At 38.8% G+C, this 15953-nt stretch carries 17 protein-coding genes; 16 read left to right on the plus strand and 1 reads right to left on the minus strand.

The features are described from left to right. Positions 1–33 precede the first annotated feature (33 nt). Complete coding sequence (rnc, locus tag BN1068_RS01830) at positions 34–720, plus strand: ribonuclease III (protein WP_077601136.1); 687 nt, start codon at positions 34–36, stop codon at positions 718–720. Between the two features lie 88 nt (positions 721–808). Here rnc and BN1068_RS01835 read toward each other — a convergent pair whose 3' ends face one another. Continuing rightward, the gene (locus BN1068_RS01835) at positions 809–1030 is read right to left on the minus strand and encodes a DUF1128 domain-containing protein (protein WP_077601137.1); all 222 of its coding nucleotides are present in this window, start codon (positions 1028–1030) and stop codon (positions 809–811) included. Positions 1031–1416: 386 nt separating this feature from the next. Here BN1068_RS01835 and smc point away from each other — a divergent pair, with 386 nt between their 5' ends. The 15 genes from smc to BN1068_RS01910 all read left to right on the plus strand — a co-directional run bounded on the left by smc (position 1417) and on the right by BN1068_RS01910 (position 15837). Next, a complete protein-coding gene (smc, locus tag BN1068_RS01840) occupies positions 1417–4986 on the plus strand; it encodes a chromosome segregation protein SMC (RefSeq protein ID WP_077601138.1) in 3570 nt (1189 codons plus the stop codon). A 14-nt stretch (positions 4987–5000) separates the two neighbouring features. Continuing rightward, entirely contained in the window at positions 5001–6011 is a 1011-nt protein-coding gene (gene ftsY, locus BN1068_RS01845; RefSeq protein ID WP_077601139.1) for a signal recognition particle-docking protein FtsY, read from the plus strand. 84 nt (positions 6012–6095) lie between these two features. Then, the gene (locus BN1068_RS01850) at positions 6096–6413 is read left to right on the plus strand and encodes a putative DNA-binding protein (RefSeq protein ID WP_077601140.1); all 318 of its coding nucleotides are present in this window, start codon (positions 6096–6098) and stop codon (positions 6411–6413) included. A gap of 13 nt (positions 6414–6426) precedes the next feature. After that, complete coding sequence (gene ffh / locus BN1068_RS01855) at positions 6427–7773, plus strand: signal recognition particle protein (protein WP_077601141.1); 1347 nt, start codon at positions 6427–6429, stop codon at positions 7771–7773. A gap of 120 nt (positions 7774–7893) precedes the next feature. Beyond that, positions 7894–8166, plus strand: coding sequence for a 30S ribosomal protein S16 (gene rpsP, locus BN1068_RS01860; protein WP_040980064.1), 273 nt, complete (start codon positions 7894–7896; stop codon positions 8164–8166). A 13-nt stretch (positions 8167–8179) separates the two neighbouring features. Continuing rightward, a complete protein-coding gene (locus BN1068_RS01865) occupies positions 8180–8407 on the plus strand; it encodes a KH domain-containing protein (protein WP_077601142.1) in 228 nt (75 codons plus the stop codon). A 138-nt stretch (positions 8408–8545) separates the two neighbouring features. Next, on the plus strand, positions 8546–8935 hold the full coding sequence (locus BN1068_RS01870) for a YlqD family protein (RefSeq protein WP_077601143.1): 390 nt from the start codon (positions 8546–8548) through the stop codon (positions 8933–8935). Between the two features lie 14 nt (positions 8936–8949). Continuing rightward, on the plus strand, positions 8950–9462 hold the full coding sequence (rimM, locus tag BN1068_RS01875; RefSeq protein ID WP_077601144.1) for a ribosome maturation factor RimM: 513 nt from the start codon (positions 8950–8952) through the stop codon (positions 9460–9462). Continuing rightward, positions 9463–10200 carry a tRNA (guanosine(37)-N1)-methyltransferase TrmD gene (gene trmD / locus BN1068_RS01880; RefSeq protein ID WP_077601145.1) on the plus strand — a complete coding sequence of 246 codons (738 nt, stop codon included), beginning with the start codon at positions 9463–9465 and terminating at the stop codon, positions 10198–10200. A 120-nt stretch (positions 10201–10320) separates the two neighbouring features. After that, positions 10321–10665: a 50S ribosomal protein L19 gene (gene rplS / locus BN1068_RS01885; protein WP_077601146.1), complete on the plus strand. Its 345-nt coding sequence runs from the start codon at positions 10321–10323 to the stop codon at positions 10663–10665. Between the two features lie 259 nt (positions 10666–10924). Continuing rightward, entirely contained in the window at positions 10925–11473 is a 549-nt protein-coding gene (lepB, locus tag BN1068_RS01890; RefSeq protein ID WP_077601147.1) for a signal peptidase I, read from the plus strand. Positions 11474–11601: 128 nt separating this feature from the next. After that, on the plus strand, positions 11602–12441 hold the full coding sequence (gene ylqF / locus BN1068_RS01895) for a ribosome biogenesis GTPase YlqF (RefSeq protein WP_077601148.1): 840 nt from the start codon (positions 11602–11604) through the stop codon (positions 12439–12441). Positions 12442–12604: 163 nt separating this feature from the next. Beyond that, positions 12605–13375, plus strand: coding sequence for a ribonuclease HII (locus BN1068_RS01900; RefSeq protein WP_077601149.1), 771 nt, complete (start codon positions 12605–12607; stop codon positions 13373–13375). 21 nt (positions 13376–13396) lie between these two features. Continuing rightward, complete coding sequence (locus BN1068_RS01905; protein WP_077601150.1) at positions 13397–15559, plus strand: hypothetical protein; 2163 nt, start codon at positions 13397–13399, stop codon at positions 15557–15559. Further along, positions 15556–15837, plus strand: coding sequence for an EscU/YscU/HrcU family type III secretion system export apparatus switch protein (locus BN1068_RS01910; RefSeq protein ID WP_077601151.1), 282 nt, complete (start codon positions 15556–15558; stop codon positions 15835–15837). Before BN1068_RS01905 ends, BN1068_RS01910 begins: the two co-directional genes overlap by 4 nt. The last annotated feature ends 116 nt before the right edge of the window (positions 15838–15953 follow it).

A 15953-nucleotide genomic window follows, 5' to 3' on the forward strand; every position in this document is an offset into this window, starting at 1 on the left:
AAGTAAATATTTAATACAATGAAGGAGGTTAATATGGACTTAAGTCAGCTGGAACAGGAACTGGGAATAACCTTTCAACAAAAGGATTTATTAAAGGAAGCATTTACACATTCTTCTTACGTCAATGAATATAAAAAAAGTAAGCTTGAGGATAATGAACGGCTGGAATTTTTAGGTGATGCTGTGCTTGAATTAGCTGTTTCACAATATTTGTATAGAAATAATCCCGCCATGCCTGAGGGAGAAATGACTAAATTACGGGCGGCCATCGTTTGTGAAGCATCTTTAACTGTTTTCGCAAAGCAATCTGACTTTGGACAGTACATCCTTTTAGGAAAGGGCGAGGATAAGACCGGCGGAAGACAAAGACCGGCAATTTTAGCTGATGCTTTTGAGGCTTTTTTAGGAGCGCTCTATTTAGATCAAGGCTTTGATGCAGTGCTGAACTTTTTGAACACGCATATTTTCCCTACATTAACAGTAGATACATCAACAAGTGTGATGGATTATAAAAGCCATCTGCAGGAAATTGTTCAGCAGCAGAAGGATAGAAAAATTGAATATCAAATTATTAGTGAGCAGGGCCCTTCTCATCATAAAGAGTTTATTGCCCAGGTTATGATTCAGGGAGAGCCGGCAGGAAAAGGAAATGGAAGAACGAAAAAAGAAGCAGAGCAAAAGGCAGCAAAAGCAGCATTGGAGAAAAAACTTCCAAAATAAAAAGTGTTCCTTTTTTGAAAAAGCTAAAAAAACGTTACGCAAGAGTAATTTGGTTGCTTGTTCTTGCGTAACGTTTTTTACTAAATCTCTATTTTCGAATAGCTGCCAGTTCATTAATAAAAGCTTGTGTTTCGGAGGTACTTAAACGGCCTTTACTCATCACCATATCATACATCCATTTTAAATCTTCATATTTATCGATATTGTAGTCCTCTGCGTCCATAATAGAACGATTTACTACTTGCAGCTTTTCAGCTAATTCTTGAAGCATATACTCCATATTTTCCATACTTGGCTGTTCCAATTGCATGATAGTCCTCCTTATAATGCGGGTTCAAAAAGTACGATAAATAGGACCAAGAAGTTCAAGGCGACGAATTTTTTACGAACGGAGCGTATGCTTAACAATACGTGAGTATCGGAAAACATTCGACAACGTAGAAATTCGCCGTGTCATTTTTATTGGACTTTTTGAACATCATCTTATAACTGTCCCTGGTCAAGAATTTATTATAGCATAATTTTTCTAAATCGTTAAAGACCTGTTTCTTAATTAATAACGTGCAACGCATAGGCTAAAGTGCCATAATATGATAAAATATATTAGCTAAAGAATTCGGGAAATGATAGAAAAACATGTTGTATTCTACATAGAATTAATAACTATAAAGATTAGTAAGTTTTAGGAGAATGATTATGCATTTAAAGCGATTAGAAAGTGTTGGATTTAAATCCTTTGCAGAGCGTATCAGTGTAGATTTCGTACCTGGTGTGACAGCGGTAGTAGGCCCAAATGGCAGCGGGAAAAGTAATATTACGGATGCGATACGCTGGGTGCTGGGAGAACAATCTATGAAATCCCTTCGTGGATCGAAAATGGAAGATATTATATTCCAGGGGAGCGACTCGAGATCTCCCTTAAATATCGCTGAAGTAACACTTGTATTAGATAATACAGACCAGCGTGTACCACTGGATTATGAGGAAGTCAGTGTGACCAGGAGAGTTTACCGTTCTGGAGAAAGCGAATTTTATATAAATAAGCAGTCTTGCCGCCTGAAGGACATTGTTGATCTGTTTATTGACTCAGGCTTGGGCAGAGAAGCTTTTTCTATAATCAGTCAGGGCAGGGTAGAAGAGATTCTCAGCTCAAAAGCGGAAGAACGTCGTGTCATTTTTGAAGAAGCAGCAGGCGTTTTAAAATATAAACAACGGAAGAAAAAAGCTGAATATAAACTGGCTGAAACGCAGGAAAATCTGAACCGTGTCGAGGATATTGTTCATGAAATAGAACAGCAGCTGGAGCCGCTTGAACAGCAATCTAAAAAAGCAAAAGAATATCAGACCCTGCAGGCCGAGCTTCAAGTAACAGAGATTTCAGTGTTAATTACCGAAATGGAGCAGATTCATAATGAATGGCAGCAGGTTTTAGAAAATTTAGCAGTGAATGAGAAGAAGCAGAAAGAGCAATCAGAAACAATTCGTCTTATCGAGGGAGATTTAGGTAAAGAAAAAGAACTTGCGCAGCAGTATGAAGCCAAGATAGAACAGCATCAGTCAAACTTATTAGACATAACAGAACAGCTGGAGAAGTTTGAAGGAAAAAAACAGTTATTTGAAGAGCGATCCAAGCATGCAGATGAAAATAAAGAAAAATTAGCTCAGCAATTAGACCGGGTTATCTCTAACGTAAAAGTGCTTGAGGAGCAAAAGGAAAAAGAGCAGAAAAAGCTGGAAGTGTTAGAAGCGGAAAAAGCAGATACCTTAGCTCAAAAAAAAGAGATAGAAAAGAAATTAGCGATACGTCCGGAAGATGTAGCAAATCGAATTGAGGATTTGAAGGCGGAGTATATTGAATTGTTGAATCAACAGGCTGCCTATCGAAATGAAAAGCAGTCAGTCAACCGTCAGCAGGAGCAAATTGAAGTAAAAAGTAATTCGCAATCGATGAAATTTAAAGATATGCTTACGGAGAGAAATGAGCTGCAGGATAAGCAGACAGCCGCAGAAAAAGTTCTGCAGTCATATCAGAACCACTTAGAAAAGAAGAATCAGCAATTAAAGACGCTAAAGCTTGAAATGCAATCAGAACGTATAAAATATGAGGAAGCACAATCCAAGCTTTATCAGGGCTATCAATATATTGAAAAAGTAAAATCAAAAAAAGAAATGCTTGAAGAAATGAAAGAAGATTTTCAGGGCTTCTTCCAGGGTGTCCGCCAGGTTTTACGGGCAAGAGAAGAAGGGAATTTAACCGGTATTGAAGGAGCGGTAATTGAACTGATTGATGTCCCTAAAGACTATATTACAGCTATTGAAACAGTACTGGGAGGCCAGGCACAGCATATTGTTGTGGAATCAGACCAGACAGCAAGAGCAGCTATTAATTGGCTGAAAAAAACCAATAGCGGGCGGGCAACATTTCTGCCGCTGCAGTCTATCCAGCCGCGCTTTTTATCAAGTGAAGGAAAGCAGGAATTAAAAAATCATCCCGGATTTATCGGGATTGCTTCCGAATTAGTACGCCCAAAGGCAAAAAAATATGAAAAAGCTGTGCAGCATTTAATTGGAAATGTTGTTATTGCCAAAACATTACGGGACGCGAATGATATTGCAATAAAACTGCACAGGAGATACCGGATTGTTACCTTAGACGGAGATATGGTGCATCCGGGCGGATCTATGTCAGGGGGAGCGCAGAAGAAGCAAAATCAGTCCCTGTTTACCCGTGAAAAAGATTTACAGGAGCTGCGCATGAGATTAGAGGAATACAGGCAGAAAACAGAGCAATTCGAAAAAGGCGTGCAGCAAAAAAAGGATTATTTAAAGGAATTAGATGAAAAAATAAATCTCACTGAACAAGCTGTACAGAAATTGCAAAAAGATGTTCATGAAAGTCAGGCGGATTTTCAAACGCTTCAGGCAAAACTGACATCCATAAATGATAATTTATCCATTTATGATATGGATAAAAAGCAGAATGAAAAGAGTCATACTGAGTTAGAAGACCGAAATGAAGTGCTGACAAAGGAATTAGAAGAGATTAGTAAGCAGCTTCAAACCGTACAAAAAGAAGTGGATAATTTAACCGAAGAAGAATCCAAACTAAAAGAAACACGTGCAAAATTACAGGATTCATTCTATGAGATTAAAATAACTTCAGCAGAACAGGAAGAACGCTTTAAAAATCAGCAGGCTAATACAAAAGCATTACAAACGCAGCTTGAACGGGCTGTACATGAAAAAAAACAGGTAGAAGAAGAACTCGAGGCGATAGCGGCAATTAATAATCAAGAAGAGACCGAGGAAGAGATAGAAGAAAAAATTATTCAAGCGAGAAGCTCTAAACAAAATATAACAGAAAGTATTGAGAAGCTCCGCAAAAAAAGGAAAGAAAGCTCTGATACGCAGCAGACCCTTGAAGAGAAGCTGAAAGAAGCGCAGAAACAATATGCCATGACAAATGAGCATTATCAAAAGCAGGAAGTGAAATCCAACCGCTTAGATGTAGAGCTTGATAACCGCCTGCATCAGCTTGAAAAAGAGTATATGATGACATATGAGATGGCCAAAAGAGATTATTCTAAGGTTGAAAATATGGAAGAAGCAAAATCGGTTGTCAGCCGCCTGAAAGATAAAATAAATCAATTAGGAACCATTAACCTGGGAGCTATTGATGAATATGATCGTATCTCTGAAAGATATCAGTTCTTAAAGGAACAAAGAGATGACCTTGTAGAAGGCAAGAGAACGCTATATACTGTTATTGGAGAGATGGACACGGAAATGAAAGAAAGATTTGAGTCAACCTTTTCAAAAATAAAGGAAGAGTTCTCCCAAGTATTTGTACATTTATTTGGCGGCGGCCACGCAGAGTTAAAATTAACAGATCCCAAGAATTTATTAGAAACGGGTGTAGATATTATTGCACAGCCGCCAGGTAAAAAATTGCAGCATTTAAGTCTATTATCAGGTGGAGAACGTGCATTAACTGCAATTGCGCTGCTTTTTGCCATTTTGCGTGTCCGGCCGGTTCCTTTTTGTATATTGGACGAGGTAGAAGCAGCATTGGATGAAGCAAATGTAGTCCGCTTTGCTAAGTATGTGAAGAAATTTAGCAGCGAGACGCAGTTTATTGTAATAACACATCGTAAAGGTACAATGGAGGAAGCTAATGTGCTTTATGGTGTAACGATGCAGGAATCTGGTGTATCAAGACTGGTTTCTGTCCGGTTAGAGGATACAAAAGAATTGATTCAATCGTAGGGGGATATATCAGTATGGGATTTATGGATAAGCTAAAGCAGCGTTTTAAGCAAGACGAAGAAACAAAGGAAGTTTCCGAGAAGTATCAGGAAGGTATGACAAAGACAAGAAATACATTTTCAGGGAAAATAAATGATTTAATTGCGCGTTACCGTAAAGTAGACGAGGATTTCTTTGAGGAATTAGAAGAAGTTTTAATTACTGCAGATGTAGGTGTTTCGACAGTTATGGATCTTGTCGAGGAACTGAAAATGGAAGTGAAACGACAAAAGATTAAGGATTCTTCTGAAATCAAGGATGTTATCTCGGAGAAACTGGTAGAAATTTATTATGGAGAAGAAGACAAGTCTATCCAGCATTTACAGCTGGATGGAGAAGGGTTACAGGTTATTCTTGTTGTCGGTGTTAATGGAGCCGGGAAGACAACAAGCATTGGTAAGCTGGCGCATCAATTAAAAGCAGATGGCAAGAATGTCATTTTAGCAGCAGGGGACACCTTCCGTGCCGGGGCAATTGAACAGCTGGAGGTTTGGGGCGAGCGTGCCAATGTGCCGGTAATTAAGCATAGTGAAGGAAGTGATCCGGCAGCAGTGATTTATGATGGAATTAAGGCTGCCCAGTCCCGGCAAGCGGATGTTTTGATCTGCGATACTGCCGGAAGACTTCAAAACAAAGTAAACCTGATGAATGAGCTTGCCAAGGTAAAACGTGTGATTGAACGCGAGATTCCCGGGGCGCCTCATGAAGTTCTGCTTGTTTTGGATGCTACCACCGGTCAGAATGCATTAACACAGGCACGCACCTTTTCAGAAGCAACAGATGTAACAGGAATTGTTTTAACAAAATTAGATGGCACTGCCAAAGGCGGAATTGTGTTAGCCATTCGCAATGAACTGCAAATTCCGGTAAAGTTTGTCGGATTAGGTGAAGGAATTGATGACCTGCGGAAATTTGATGCAGATGCTTTTGTATATGGGCTATTTGCTGATTTAGGGATAAATGAAGAAAAAGAGGAAGGCGAATAAGCAGCTGCTTGTCTACTTGACAACTCCCGATTTTGTTGGATATGATAAATGTAAAGGAAAATCACTTAACAAGAGGTGTACCCGTTGCTGGAAAAGACGAATCGGATCAATTATTTGTTTGATTTTTATCAGGCGCTGTTAACACCAAAACAGCGCAGTTATATGGAAATGTATTATCTGGAGGATTACTCTCTGGGCGAAATTTCCGAGCTCTTTGAAGTTTCCAGACAGGCTGTATATGATAATATTAAAAGAACGGAAAAAATGTTAGAGTCCTATGAGGATAAGCTTCACCTTTTTTCAAAGTTTGAAAAACGTACGCAAATTATCTCTGAGCTTTCGGAAACTGTAAAAGACCCGGAAGTAAAGAAGTATGTTCAACAATTACAAGATTTAGATTAGGGGGATACCTTCTATGGCATTTGAAGGATTAGCGGACCGTCTCCAGGGTACGATAAAGAAAATTACTGGTAAGGGTAAGGTCTCTGAGCAAGACGTAAAAGAGATGACAAGAGAAGTCCGCCTGGCACTTTTAGAAGCAGACGTAAACTTCAAAGTTGTAAAACAGTTAATTGCCAGGATAAAAGAAAGAGCTGTCGGGCAAGAAGTAATGGAGAGCTTGACCCCGGGACAGCAGGTTATTAAAGTTGTAAAAGATGAATTAACGAATTTAATGGGTGGAGAACAAAGTAAAATTGCAGTGGCCGACCGTCCTCCAACAGTTATTATGATGGTTGGTTTACAAGGTGCCGGTAAAACGACAACAACCGGAAAGCTGGCTAACCATTTACGTAAGAAGCATAATCGAAATCCTTTATTAGTTGCATGTGATATCTATCGTCCGGCGGCAATTAAACAGCTGGAAACACTTGGTACACAGCTGGATATGCCTGTGTTTTCATTAGGCACAGAAGCGAATCCTGTTGATATTACTAAACAGGCGATTGCCAAGGCAAAAGAAGATCATAATGATTATGTCATTATTGATACAGCAGGCCGTCTTCATGTTGATGAGAATCTTATGGAAGAATTGCAGCAGATTAAAGCAGATGTCAAACCGGATGAAATTTTCTTAGTGGTTGACTCTATGACAGGACAGGATGCTGTCAATGTAGCAGAGAGCTTTAATGAACAGCTTGATATTACAGGAGTAGTCCTTACGAAATTAGATGGAGATACCCGCGGGGGGGCTGCACTTTCTATCAAAGCAGTTACGGATAAGCCGATTAAATTCGCCGGGATGGGTGAAAAACTGGATCAATTAGAGGCTTTTCATCCTGAGCGCATGGCCTCCAGAATTCTGGGCATGGGTGATGTTCTCTCTTTAATTGAAAAGGCACAAACTAATGTTGACGAAAAGCAGGCAAAAGAATTAGAAGAAAAAATGCGTACAATGTCCTTTACATTTGATGATTTTCTGGAGCAGATGGGTCAGGTCCGCCAAATGGGGCCACTGGACGACTTAATGGCAATGATTCCTGGTGCGAACAAGATGAAAGGATTGAAAAATGCGCAATTAGATGAAAGTCAATTAACAGAAGTAGAAGCCATTATTCAATCCATGACGAAGAAAGAACGCCAGGACCCTGCTATCATTAATGGAAGCAGAAGAAAACGTATTGCAAAAGGTTCAGGAACTTCTGTTGCGGCTGTAAACCGCTTATTAAAGCAGTTTTCAGAGATGAAGAAAATGATGAAGCAAATGACCAATATGCAAAAAGGTAAAAAAGGAAAAGGCGGATTTAAATTTCCTTTCATGTAAGGGTTGATTCTTACGTATTTTTATAATAAAATATGCTTGTAATGGAAAAATACTTTACAGACTAAAAACTATCTGTTAGAATCAATTCTTGTGATAACATAATTATTGGAGGTGCAAAGCATGGCAGTAAAAATTCGTTTAAAACGTATGGGTTCAAAAAGAAATCCATTCTATCGTATTGTAGTAGCAGACTCTCGTTCTCCACGTGACGGACGTTCTATCGAACAAATCGGTACTTACAATCCTGTAGTGAATCCGGTTGAGGTTAAAATAGATGAGGAAAAAGCACTTGATTGGATGACAAAAGGTGCAAAACCTAGCGATACAGTACGTAATTTATTCTCTAACGAAGGCATCATGAAAAAATTTCACGAACAAAAAAATTCTAAATAAGTAGTGTGATATCATGAAAGCCCTGATTAAATCGATTGTTACCTCATTAGTAGATCATCCGGATGATATTGTTATTAAAGTAACGGAAGAAGATTCAAAGGTTATTTATCATTTAACAGTTCATCCGGATGATGTCGGAAAAGTCATTGGCAAAAACGGACGCATTGCTAAAGCGGTACGTACGGTTGTGTATGCAGCGAACACTGGTGGTAATAAACGCATTTTTTTGGATATTATGTAAGGTTCGTATTCAAAGAGCTGATACATTCAGCCTTTTGAATACACTGGTAAAGGGAAAGCTGACCCTGCTTTTAGGGGCTCAACTTTCCCTTTTTTACACATTTGTTACTTGAATCTATCAGGCAGGAGCTGAATTTGGATGAAATTAATAAAAAAAGTTCCCATCAAGCTAGTAGTAACAGAAGAAAGCAAAGAAAAGATCCGCCAGAATTTTAATAATCATAAATTACGTCTTGAACAAGAGTGTCAACAGCTCCAATTTGAAATACGAAAATTAAAAAATAAAAGTGTTAATGTTCGTTCAGATATGGAAACACGGTTTAATCAGGAAATTAAAAACCGACAGGAAAAAATGAAGGTATTGGATTTTAAAATAGAGCAGCTGGATGAATTAAAAATGGGTAGCGAAATCGTTGAAAAAGAGGTTGAAGCTCTTGTTGAGGTCGAAGTTGGTTCTGATTGGCATCATGTTATGAAGGAACAGGCTATCGTAATTAAAGATGATAAAGTTATCCGAATTGATGAGTAGAATAGGTGAGAGATATGAATACAGAAAAGTTGAAAATTGGTAAAATCGTTAATACACATGGCATACGCGGCGAGGTAAAAGTTTTGCGTATCACAGATTTTGAAGAGCGCTTTACCCCTGGAAATAAAGTGATTATTACATCGGAACAAAAGGATACCACGTTAACGATTGATTCACACCGTATCCATAAAGGGTTTGATTTGATTACTTTTAAAGGATATACAAATATTAATGATGTTGAGAAGTGGAAGGGCATGAATTTGTATATTGATAAGAATCAGGCTGCAGAATTGGAAGAAGATGCTTATTATTATCATGAAATTATCGGCTGCAGTGTTGAGACAACAGAAGGTGAAGCTTTAGGGAAAATAAAAGAAATACTGTCACCTGGAGCAAATGATGTATGGGTAGTACAGAGACCCGGCAAGAAAGATTTGTTATTGCCTTATATTGAAGATGTAGTTAAAAACGTAGACATCGAGGCAGGTACAATTTCCGTGGAATTAATGGAAGGGATGTTAGATTAGATGCATATTGATATTCTGACACTTTTTCCAGAGATGTTTCATGGCGTTATGGAGAGTTCTATTTTAAAAAAAGCAAAAGAGAAGGAACAATTTTCATATCAGCTTGTTGATTTTCGTAACTACTCCACCCATAAACATAAGAAAGTGGATGATTATCCTTATGGCGGGGGAGCTGGTATGGTACTGACCCCACAGCCTGTATTTGATGCTGTTGAAGCAGTGAAAAAAGAAAAAGCATCACCCCCCCGCGTGGTTTTATTATGCCCTCAGGGAGAAACATACACACAGGGGAAAGCAGAAGAACTGGCCAGGGAAGATCACCTTATTTTTATCTGCGGGCATTATGAAGGTTATGATGAACGGATTCGGGAGCATCTCGTTACAGATGAAATTTCTATCGGGGATTATGTTTTAACAGGCGGAGAGTTAGGGGCAATGGTTATTATTGACAGTGTCATCAGGCTGTTACCAGAAGCCTTGGGGAATGAAGAATCAGCACAGCAGGATTCTTTTTCAACCGGGTTACTGGAGCATCCTCATTATACCCGTCCATCTGATTTTCGCGGGTTGAAAGTTCCAGATGTATTGTTATCAGGGAATCATGCCAATATTGAAGCCTGGAGAAAGAAGGAATCCTTGAAACGGACTGTTCAGAGACGGCCAGATTTATTAGAAAATCATGAGCTGGATGAAGCGGATAAAAAAATACTTCGAGAAATAAAAAATAACGAAAAATAGTTGTACTTTACAACGGGATATGCTATATTATTAATTGTGCTTATATGCGTGTAAGCATGTAGAACGATGTTCCGCTGTTCAAATAAGGGCATGAGCATTAGTTTGGAAGGAGTGAAAATCATGCAACAAATTATTGCTGATGTTACAAAAGATCAATTGCGTACAGATCACCCTGATTTTCGACCTGGTGACACTTTAAAGGTTCACGTGAAGGTTGTTGAGGGTACTCGCGAACGTATTCAGGTATTTGAAGGTGTTGTAATTAAGCGTCAAAACGGTGGAATCAGCGAAACATTCACAGTAAGAAAAATTTCTTATGGTGTTGGTGTTGAACGTACTTTCCCATTACATTCACCAAGAGTTGATAAAATTGAAGTTTCTCGTCGCGGTATCGTACGTCGTGCGAAGCTTTACTATCTGCGTAACCTTCGTGGAAAAGCAGCTCGTATTAAAGAACGTCGTTAATCAACGAGTGAGAAATATGAAACTAATAAAAAGGGGCTATGTCAATATTGGCAATAGCTCTTTTTCATTGTATAGGAAAATATAATCAGCTTAGATGCAAATTAGACTTTAAATAACGTTATACCTATTATGCGCCTTTTAAAAAACAGTTTATTAATTTTTCTTCTTTCTTTGGAAAAATTAATAATACTTAGAAGTTGTTTATCTAATGGTTACTAGCTACAATAAAAGGTAGACTGAAGTTATCGGAGGAAGTCAGATGACAGAGAAAGAGCAAAAAAAGAAAAAAAATGAATGGTTGGAGTGGATAAAAGCAATATTGCTTGCTGTTGCATTTGTATTCATTGTGCGAATGTTTTTATTTGCGCCTATCGTTGTCGAAGGGCCGTCCATGCTGCCAACCCTGCATGACCGTGATCAAATGATTGTTAATAAAATTGCTTACACACTTGGGGAGCCGGATCGATTTGATATAGTTGTTTTTCATGCACCCGAGAAAAATGATTTTATCAAGCGTATAATTGGTTTGCCTGGAGAGCATGTAGAAGTAAAGGATAATGTATTATATATAGATGGAGAGCCCATTGACGAGCCGTTTCTAAACGACCAGATCTTTACGAATGATTTTAAGCTGGAAGAATTAGAAGAAGGATATGAAGTAGTTCCGGAGGACAGTGTATTCGTCATGGGTGATAACCGGAGCAATTCAACAGACAGCCGGATTATTGGTGTTGTACCGATGGACGAGGTTGTCGGAAAAGCAAAATTCGTCTACTGGCCATTGGATCGTATACATTTCAGTAAATAAGCGCGATCAAATAATAGTACGCAAACAATGTTTTATTTGAATTTGAAAGTACAATGTTTGCGAATCGATCGAAGAAATGTAACAGCCAAGCCTCAGAAAGCTTGACACGAAAGGAGTTAGAAAACCCTATGCCTATACAATGGTTTCCCGGTCATATGGCGAAAGCGCGGAGAGAAGTACAGGAGCAATTAAAACTCGTTGATTTTGTCATTGAATTAGTGGATGCAAGAGCCCCTTACTCCTCACAAAATCCAATGCTGCAGGAAGTTTTAGGCCAAAAACCGAAGCTGGTTCTCTTGATGAAAAAGGATTTGGCTGACCCGGCAAGAACGCTTGAGTGGGTAGAAAGCTACCAGAAAAAAGGTGTACAAGCAGCTGCAGTTGATGTGAATCAAAAAGGAGATATTCAGCAGGTTGTACAGCTGGCAAAAGTAATGGGCCAGGAAAAAATGGATAAGCTGAAAGCGAAAGGAATTAAACCGAGACCTGCAAGAGCAATGATTGTTGGTATTCCAAATGTAGGGAAATCTACATTGATTAATCGGCTGGCCAGTAAAAAAATTGCTAAGACGGGGGACCGCCCCGGAATTACGAAGCAGCAGCTATGGATTAAGATAAAGAAAGACTTTGAATTATTAGATACACCAGGTATTTTATGGCCGAAATTTGAGGAAGAGATTGTAGGATACCGGCTTGCAGCAATAGGGACGATAAAAGACCAGCTGCTTCCTCTTCAGGATATAACGGCATTTGTTATTCGTTTTCTGTTTGAGAAATATCCCGCTCTTCTGAAGGAACGTTATGACATTGAGGATAGCTCTGATATGGTAGAGTTATTTGAAGGAATAGGAAGAAAACGCGGGGCTTTGGAAAGTGGAGGACATGTGAATTTTGATAAAGTTTCAGATATTGTGCTTCAGGATTTACGTTCTGGAAAGTTAGGTAAATTTACGTTAGAACAGCCATAAGTACTCTGTGGAAATCCATAGGCCTTCACATAAACCAAAAATAATTTTTATTAAACCAGTAGCCTGCAAGGGATTGTTCTTTGTAGGCTATTTTCTTATTTAAAAAATAAGATAACTTAATATGTCTGATAAAATGACGATAATATAAGAAAGTAGGATAGTTATGAAGAAGCAGTCCATTGCTGAGATTAAAGGATTACTTAATGAGGATAGTTTGACATCTGAAGAATGGGAAATACTCGTTCAGGATGATAGGAAAGGTGTACAGACACTTTTAAAATCATATCAGCGGAAAAAAGAACGTGAGACATTTTTGATAAAACAGTTTGAAGAAATGCAGCAATATGAGATAAAAGCTTTTCAAAATGGCGCAGAACGGGTCGCGGGTGTAGATGAGGTAGGGAGAGGTCCACTTGCTGGTCCGGTTGTTGCAGCAGCAGTCATACTCCCTAAAGATTTCCGATTAATAGGCTTAAATGATTCTAAGAAACTAAAGGAAAATGTAAGGGAAGAATTTAGTGCTTATATTAAGGAGCATGCACTCAGTTACCATATTTCATTTATAAATAATCAGGTAATTGACCAAATCAACATTTATGAAGCGACAAAAAAAGCAATGTATGAAGCTATAGCTGGATTAACAGCGTCTCCTGATCATGTTTTAATTGATGCAGTCCATTTACCGAATTTAAACTGCTCTCAGGAAGCAATTATAAAGGGAGATGCGTCAAGCATCAGTATTGCAGCTGCCAGTGTTTTGGCGAAGGTGGCCCGTGATCAGTTTATGAAGGAACTGCATAAGGAATTTCCCGGATATGGATTTGACAAAAATATGGGATATGGCACAAAAGTCCATTTAGACGGGTTAGCCGAATTTGGAGTGACACCCTATCACAGAAGATCATTTGCACCAATTAAGACTATTGGAAAATGATAAAGAAAAAGAGGAGAAGCTATGAGGATTCAAGGAAACACAACGGCGGGAAAATTATTGGATTCATCAAAAGCAAGCCTGCTTAACAATTTAAAAACAGGGGATGTTTTACAAGGCACTGTAAAACAGCTCTACCCAAATCATAAAGCAGCCATTCAAATGCAAAGCAATCAGCTTATTGCTCAGCTTGAAGCTTCTCTTTCGGTTGGAGGGAAGTATTTTTTTCAAGTAACATCCAATGAAGGAAAAATGCCAGAATTGAAAGTAATGACAGGTGAACAGCAAAATGGCAAACAATTAATTGGTAATCTGCTGCAACAGCTTGGTATAAAAGAAACCGGGCTGTCTTCTCAAATGGTCAGTATGCTTGTCAGAGAACAGATCCCGATGCAGAGGAGGGATCTGCTGCAGGCAATTCAATATATCCAGAATAATAAAATTGCAGTGCGGCAGGCTCAGCCCATTTTAATGCAATTAATGAAATTGCGTATCCCGGTAACAGCAGCTTCTTTCCAGGCAGTGCAAGCTTATCAGAACGGTGATTTAGGTGAAAGTTTAGCCGTACTTCAGCGCTCACTTTCACCCGGTCAGCAGCCAATGTTGCAAGCTAATTTAGAGCATGTTTTAAAAGGTTTTGTATCTGAAGAAAGTGCAGTACGTGCAGTTTTGACTGCTGATATACAACAGGAAAAACCTGTTTTATTTCTACTTCTTCAAAGACTTGGTCTCGTTTCCAAAGCGCTGAATAAACAGGGGTGGATGAATACTTTACAGCAATGGGGCCAACCAGTCTCCCAAGATCAAGCAGCAGCTGCACCATTTACTGTCAGCTTTGAAGGAATGAAGAAACAGATTAAATCTATCCTAGCAAATCAGCAGCAGTTGATAACGGAAGCCAACACTGCACAGAGAAGCACTGTTCCAGTACAGGACAGGCCGAATCTGGCGGCCCAATTGCAGCAATATTTTACAAACCATGTAAAAGCAGATCAGGGAGCTGCCCGTCAGGCTGTTGAAGCTTTATCAGAACCTAAAAATTATCAAGTATTAGAGCGGCTTATGAATATTTTGGAATTTTCTAATGAAAAAGCGTTGAAAATAGTGCTGACCGCAGATGCAAAACAGGCAAAACCAACACTATTCCCTCTTTTGCAGGACCTTGGTTTTGTTTCAAAAGCACTCGACAAACAAAGCTGGGCTAATGCATTACAGCAATGGAATCCTCCCGGAGTACAAAATCAGGGAACAGTAACTCCGCCGTTTACTGTAAGCTTTGAAGAAGCAAGGGAGCAGCTGCAGTCTATTTTAGGGAATAAAATGCAATTAATGACAGAAGTTAAAGCGTTACATGGAGCAATAATGCAAGGGACTGATCCTTCTTTGCATCCCAAAGCAAATTTAGCAGCTCAATTTCCACATTATTTTTCAAGTCATAACAAGATTACACAAGGAAACGCAGGTGCGGTACTTCCGTTACTGGAAACATTAATGGAGCCGAAAAGTTATCAAGCATTGGAACGGCTTATGAATATTTGGACAGCGTCAAATGAAAATATAAGCAATAATCCAAAGGAGCAATTCCTGCACCAGCTGCAGTGGGTTCTTCGTGATGCCGGTTTAAATGCAGAAAGCTCGTTAAAAACAGAAGATGCAAGCTCTATGCAGATGAAGCATTTATTACTGGAAATGCTTCAGAATAACAGTGGCGGGACGGGGCGGGAAAATGCACAGCAGCTGGTACACTTTTTAAATGGCATGCAATTAAATAACATACATGACAGCAATTATTTTGTTCAGGCGAATATACAAATACCAAGTCAAAAGCTGGGGTTATCGAAGGATATTGACCTGCATTTTGAAGGAAAGAAAACAGCTGACGGAAACATTGATCCTGAATATTGCCGTATTATTTTTGATTTGCAGCTGCAAAGTATGAAAGAGACAATCATTGACCTTCATGTTCAAAAGAAGGCACTATCTATTACTATTTATAATGATCAATCTACTACACCGGTGTTAATAGACAAATTTCGACCCAATCTGCAGAAAGCGCTGGAGCAAATAAATTATCAGATAGCTTCTATTGTCTGTAAGCCTTATACAGAAGCTGATAGACAGCAGCATCAGCCAGGAAGAAAAGCTGATGAAATGGCCGGTCAGGGAAAGGTGGATTTTCGAGTGTGAATGAAAAACGTAAAAAAGCAGTAGCCTTAAGCTATGAACAAAATATGGACGATGCCCCAAAAGTGACAGCATCCGGGAAAGGATTTCTGGCTGAAGAAATCATAGAAAGAGCTATTGAGCACAATATACCAATTTTAGAGGATCCGACTTTAGTAGAACTTCTGGGAGAACTGGATATTAATGAAAAGATTCCGGAGGAGTTGTTTCAAGTAGTGTCAGAGGTGTTTGCCTTTATTTATCGGGCAGATCAGCAAACTAGAAAAGAAAATAGCAGGTAAGCTGCCCATTCAAAATGAAATAGAGAAATAATATTGAATTTGTATTCCCTATTTCTTGTTTATTTATTATATTTTTAATACAATAGTATTGCATTGATTTTGATAGGAGGATGGAA

This window comes from Oceanobacillus sojae, from assembly GCF_900162665.1.
Taxonomy (GTDB): domain Bacteria; phylum Bacillota; class Bacilli; order Bacillales; family Amphibacillaceae; genus Oceanobacillus; species Oceanobacillus sojae_A.

Excerpts from the sequence above, each read along its gene's own strand:
- rnc (WP_077601136.1), top strand. The coding sequence starts at position 34 with ATGGACTTAAGTCAGCTGGAACAGGAACTGGGAATAACCTTTCAACAA.
- ylqF (WP_077601148.1), top strand. The coding sequence starts at position 11,602 with ATGCCTATACAATGGTTTCCCGGTCATATGGCGAAAGCGCGGAGAGAA.
- BN1068_RS01905 (WP_077601150.1), top strand. The coding sequence starts at position 13,397 with ATGAGGATTCAAGGAAACACAACGGCGGGAAAATTATTGGATTCATCA.
- rimM (WP_077601144.1), top strand. The coding sequence starts at position 8,950 with ATGAATACAGAAAAGTTGAAAATTGGTAAAATCGTTAATACACATGGC.
- BN1068_RS01870 (WP_077601143.1), top strand. The coding sequence starts at position 8,546 with ATGAAATTAATAAAAAAAGTTCCCATCAAGCTAGTAGTAACAGAAGAA.
- ffh (WP_077601141.1), top strand. The coding sequence starts at position 6,427 with ATGGCATTTGAAGGATTAGCGGACCGTCTCCAGGGTACGATAAAGAAA.
- smc (WP_077601138.1), top strand. The coding sequence starts at position 1,417 with ATGCATTTAAAGCGATTAGAAAGTGTTGGATTTAAATCCTTTGCAGAG.
- rplS (WP_077601146.1), top strand. The coding sequence starts at position 10,321 with ATGCAACAAATTATTGCTGATGTTACAAAAGATCAATTGCGTACAGAT.
- BN1068_RS01865 (WP_077601142.1), top strand. The coding sequence starts at position 8,180 with ATGAAAGCCCTGATTAAATCGATTGTTACCTCATTAGTAGATCATCCG.
- ftsY (WP_077601139.1), top strand. The coding sequence starts at position 5,001 with ATGGGATTTATGGATAAGCTAAAGCAGCGTTTTAAGCAAGACGAAGAA.
- lepB (WP_077601147.1), top strand. The coding sequence starts at position 10,925 with ATGACAGAGAAAGAGCAAAAAAAGAAAAAAAATGAATGGTTGGAGTGG.
- BN1068_RS01835 (WP_077601137.1), bottom strand. The coding sequence starts at position 1,030 with ATGCAATTGGAACAGCCAAGTATGGAAAATATGGAGTATATGCTTCAA.
- trmD (WP_077601145.1), top strand. The coding sequence starts at position 9,463 with ATGCATATTGATATTCTGACACTTTTTCCAGAGATGTTTCATGGCGTT.
- rpsP (WP_040980064.1), top strand. The coding sequence starts at position 7,894 with ATGGCAGTAAAAATTCGTTTAAAACGTATGGGTTCAAAAAGAAATCCA.
- BN1068_RS01900 (WP_077601149.1), top strand. The coding sequence starts at position 12,605 with ATGAAGAAGCAGTCCATTGCTGAGATTAAAGGATTACTTAATGAGGAT.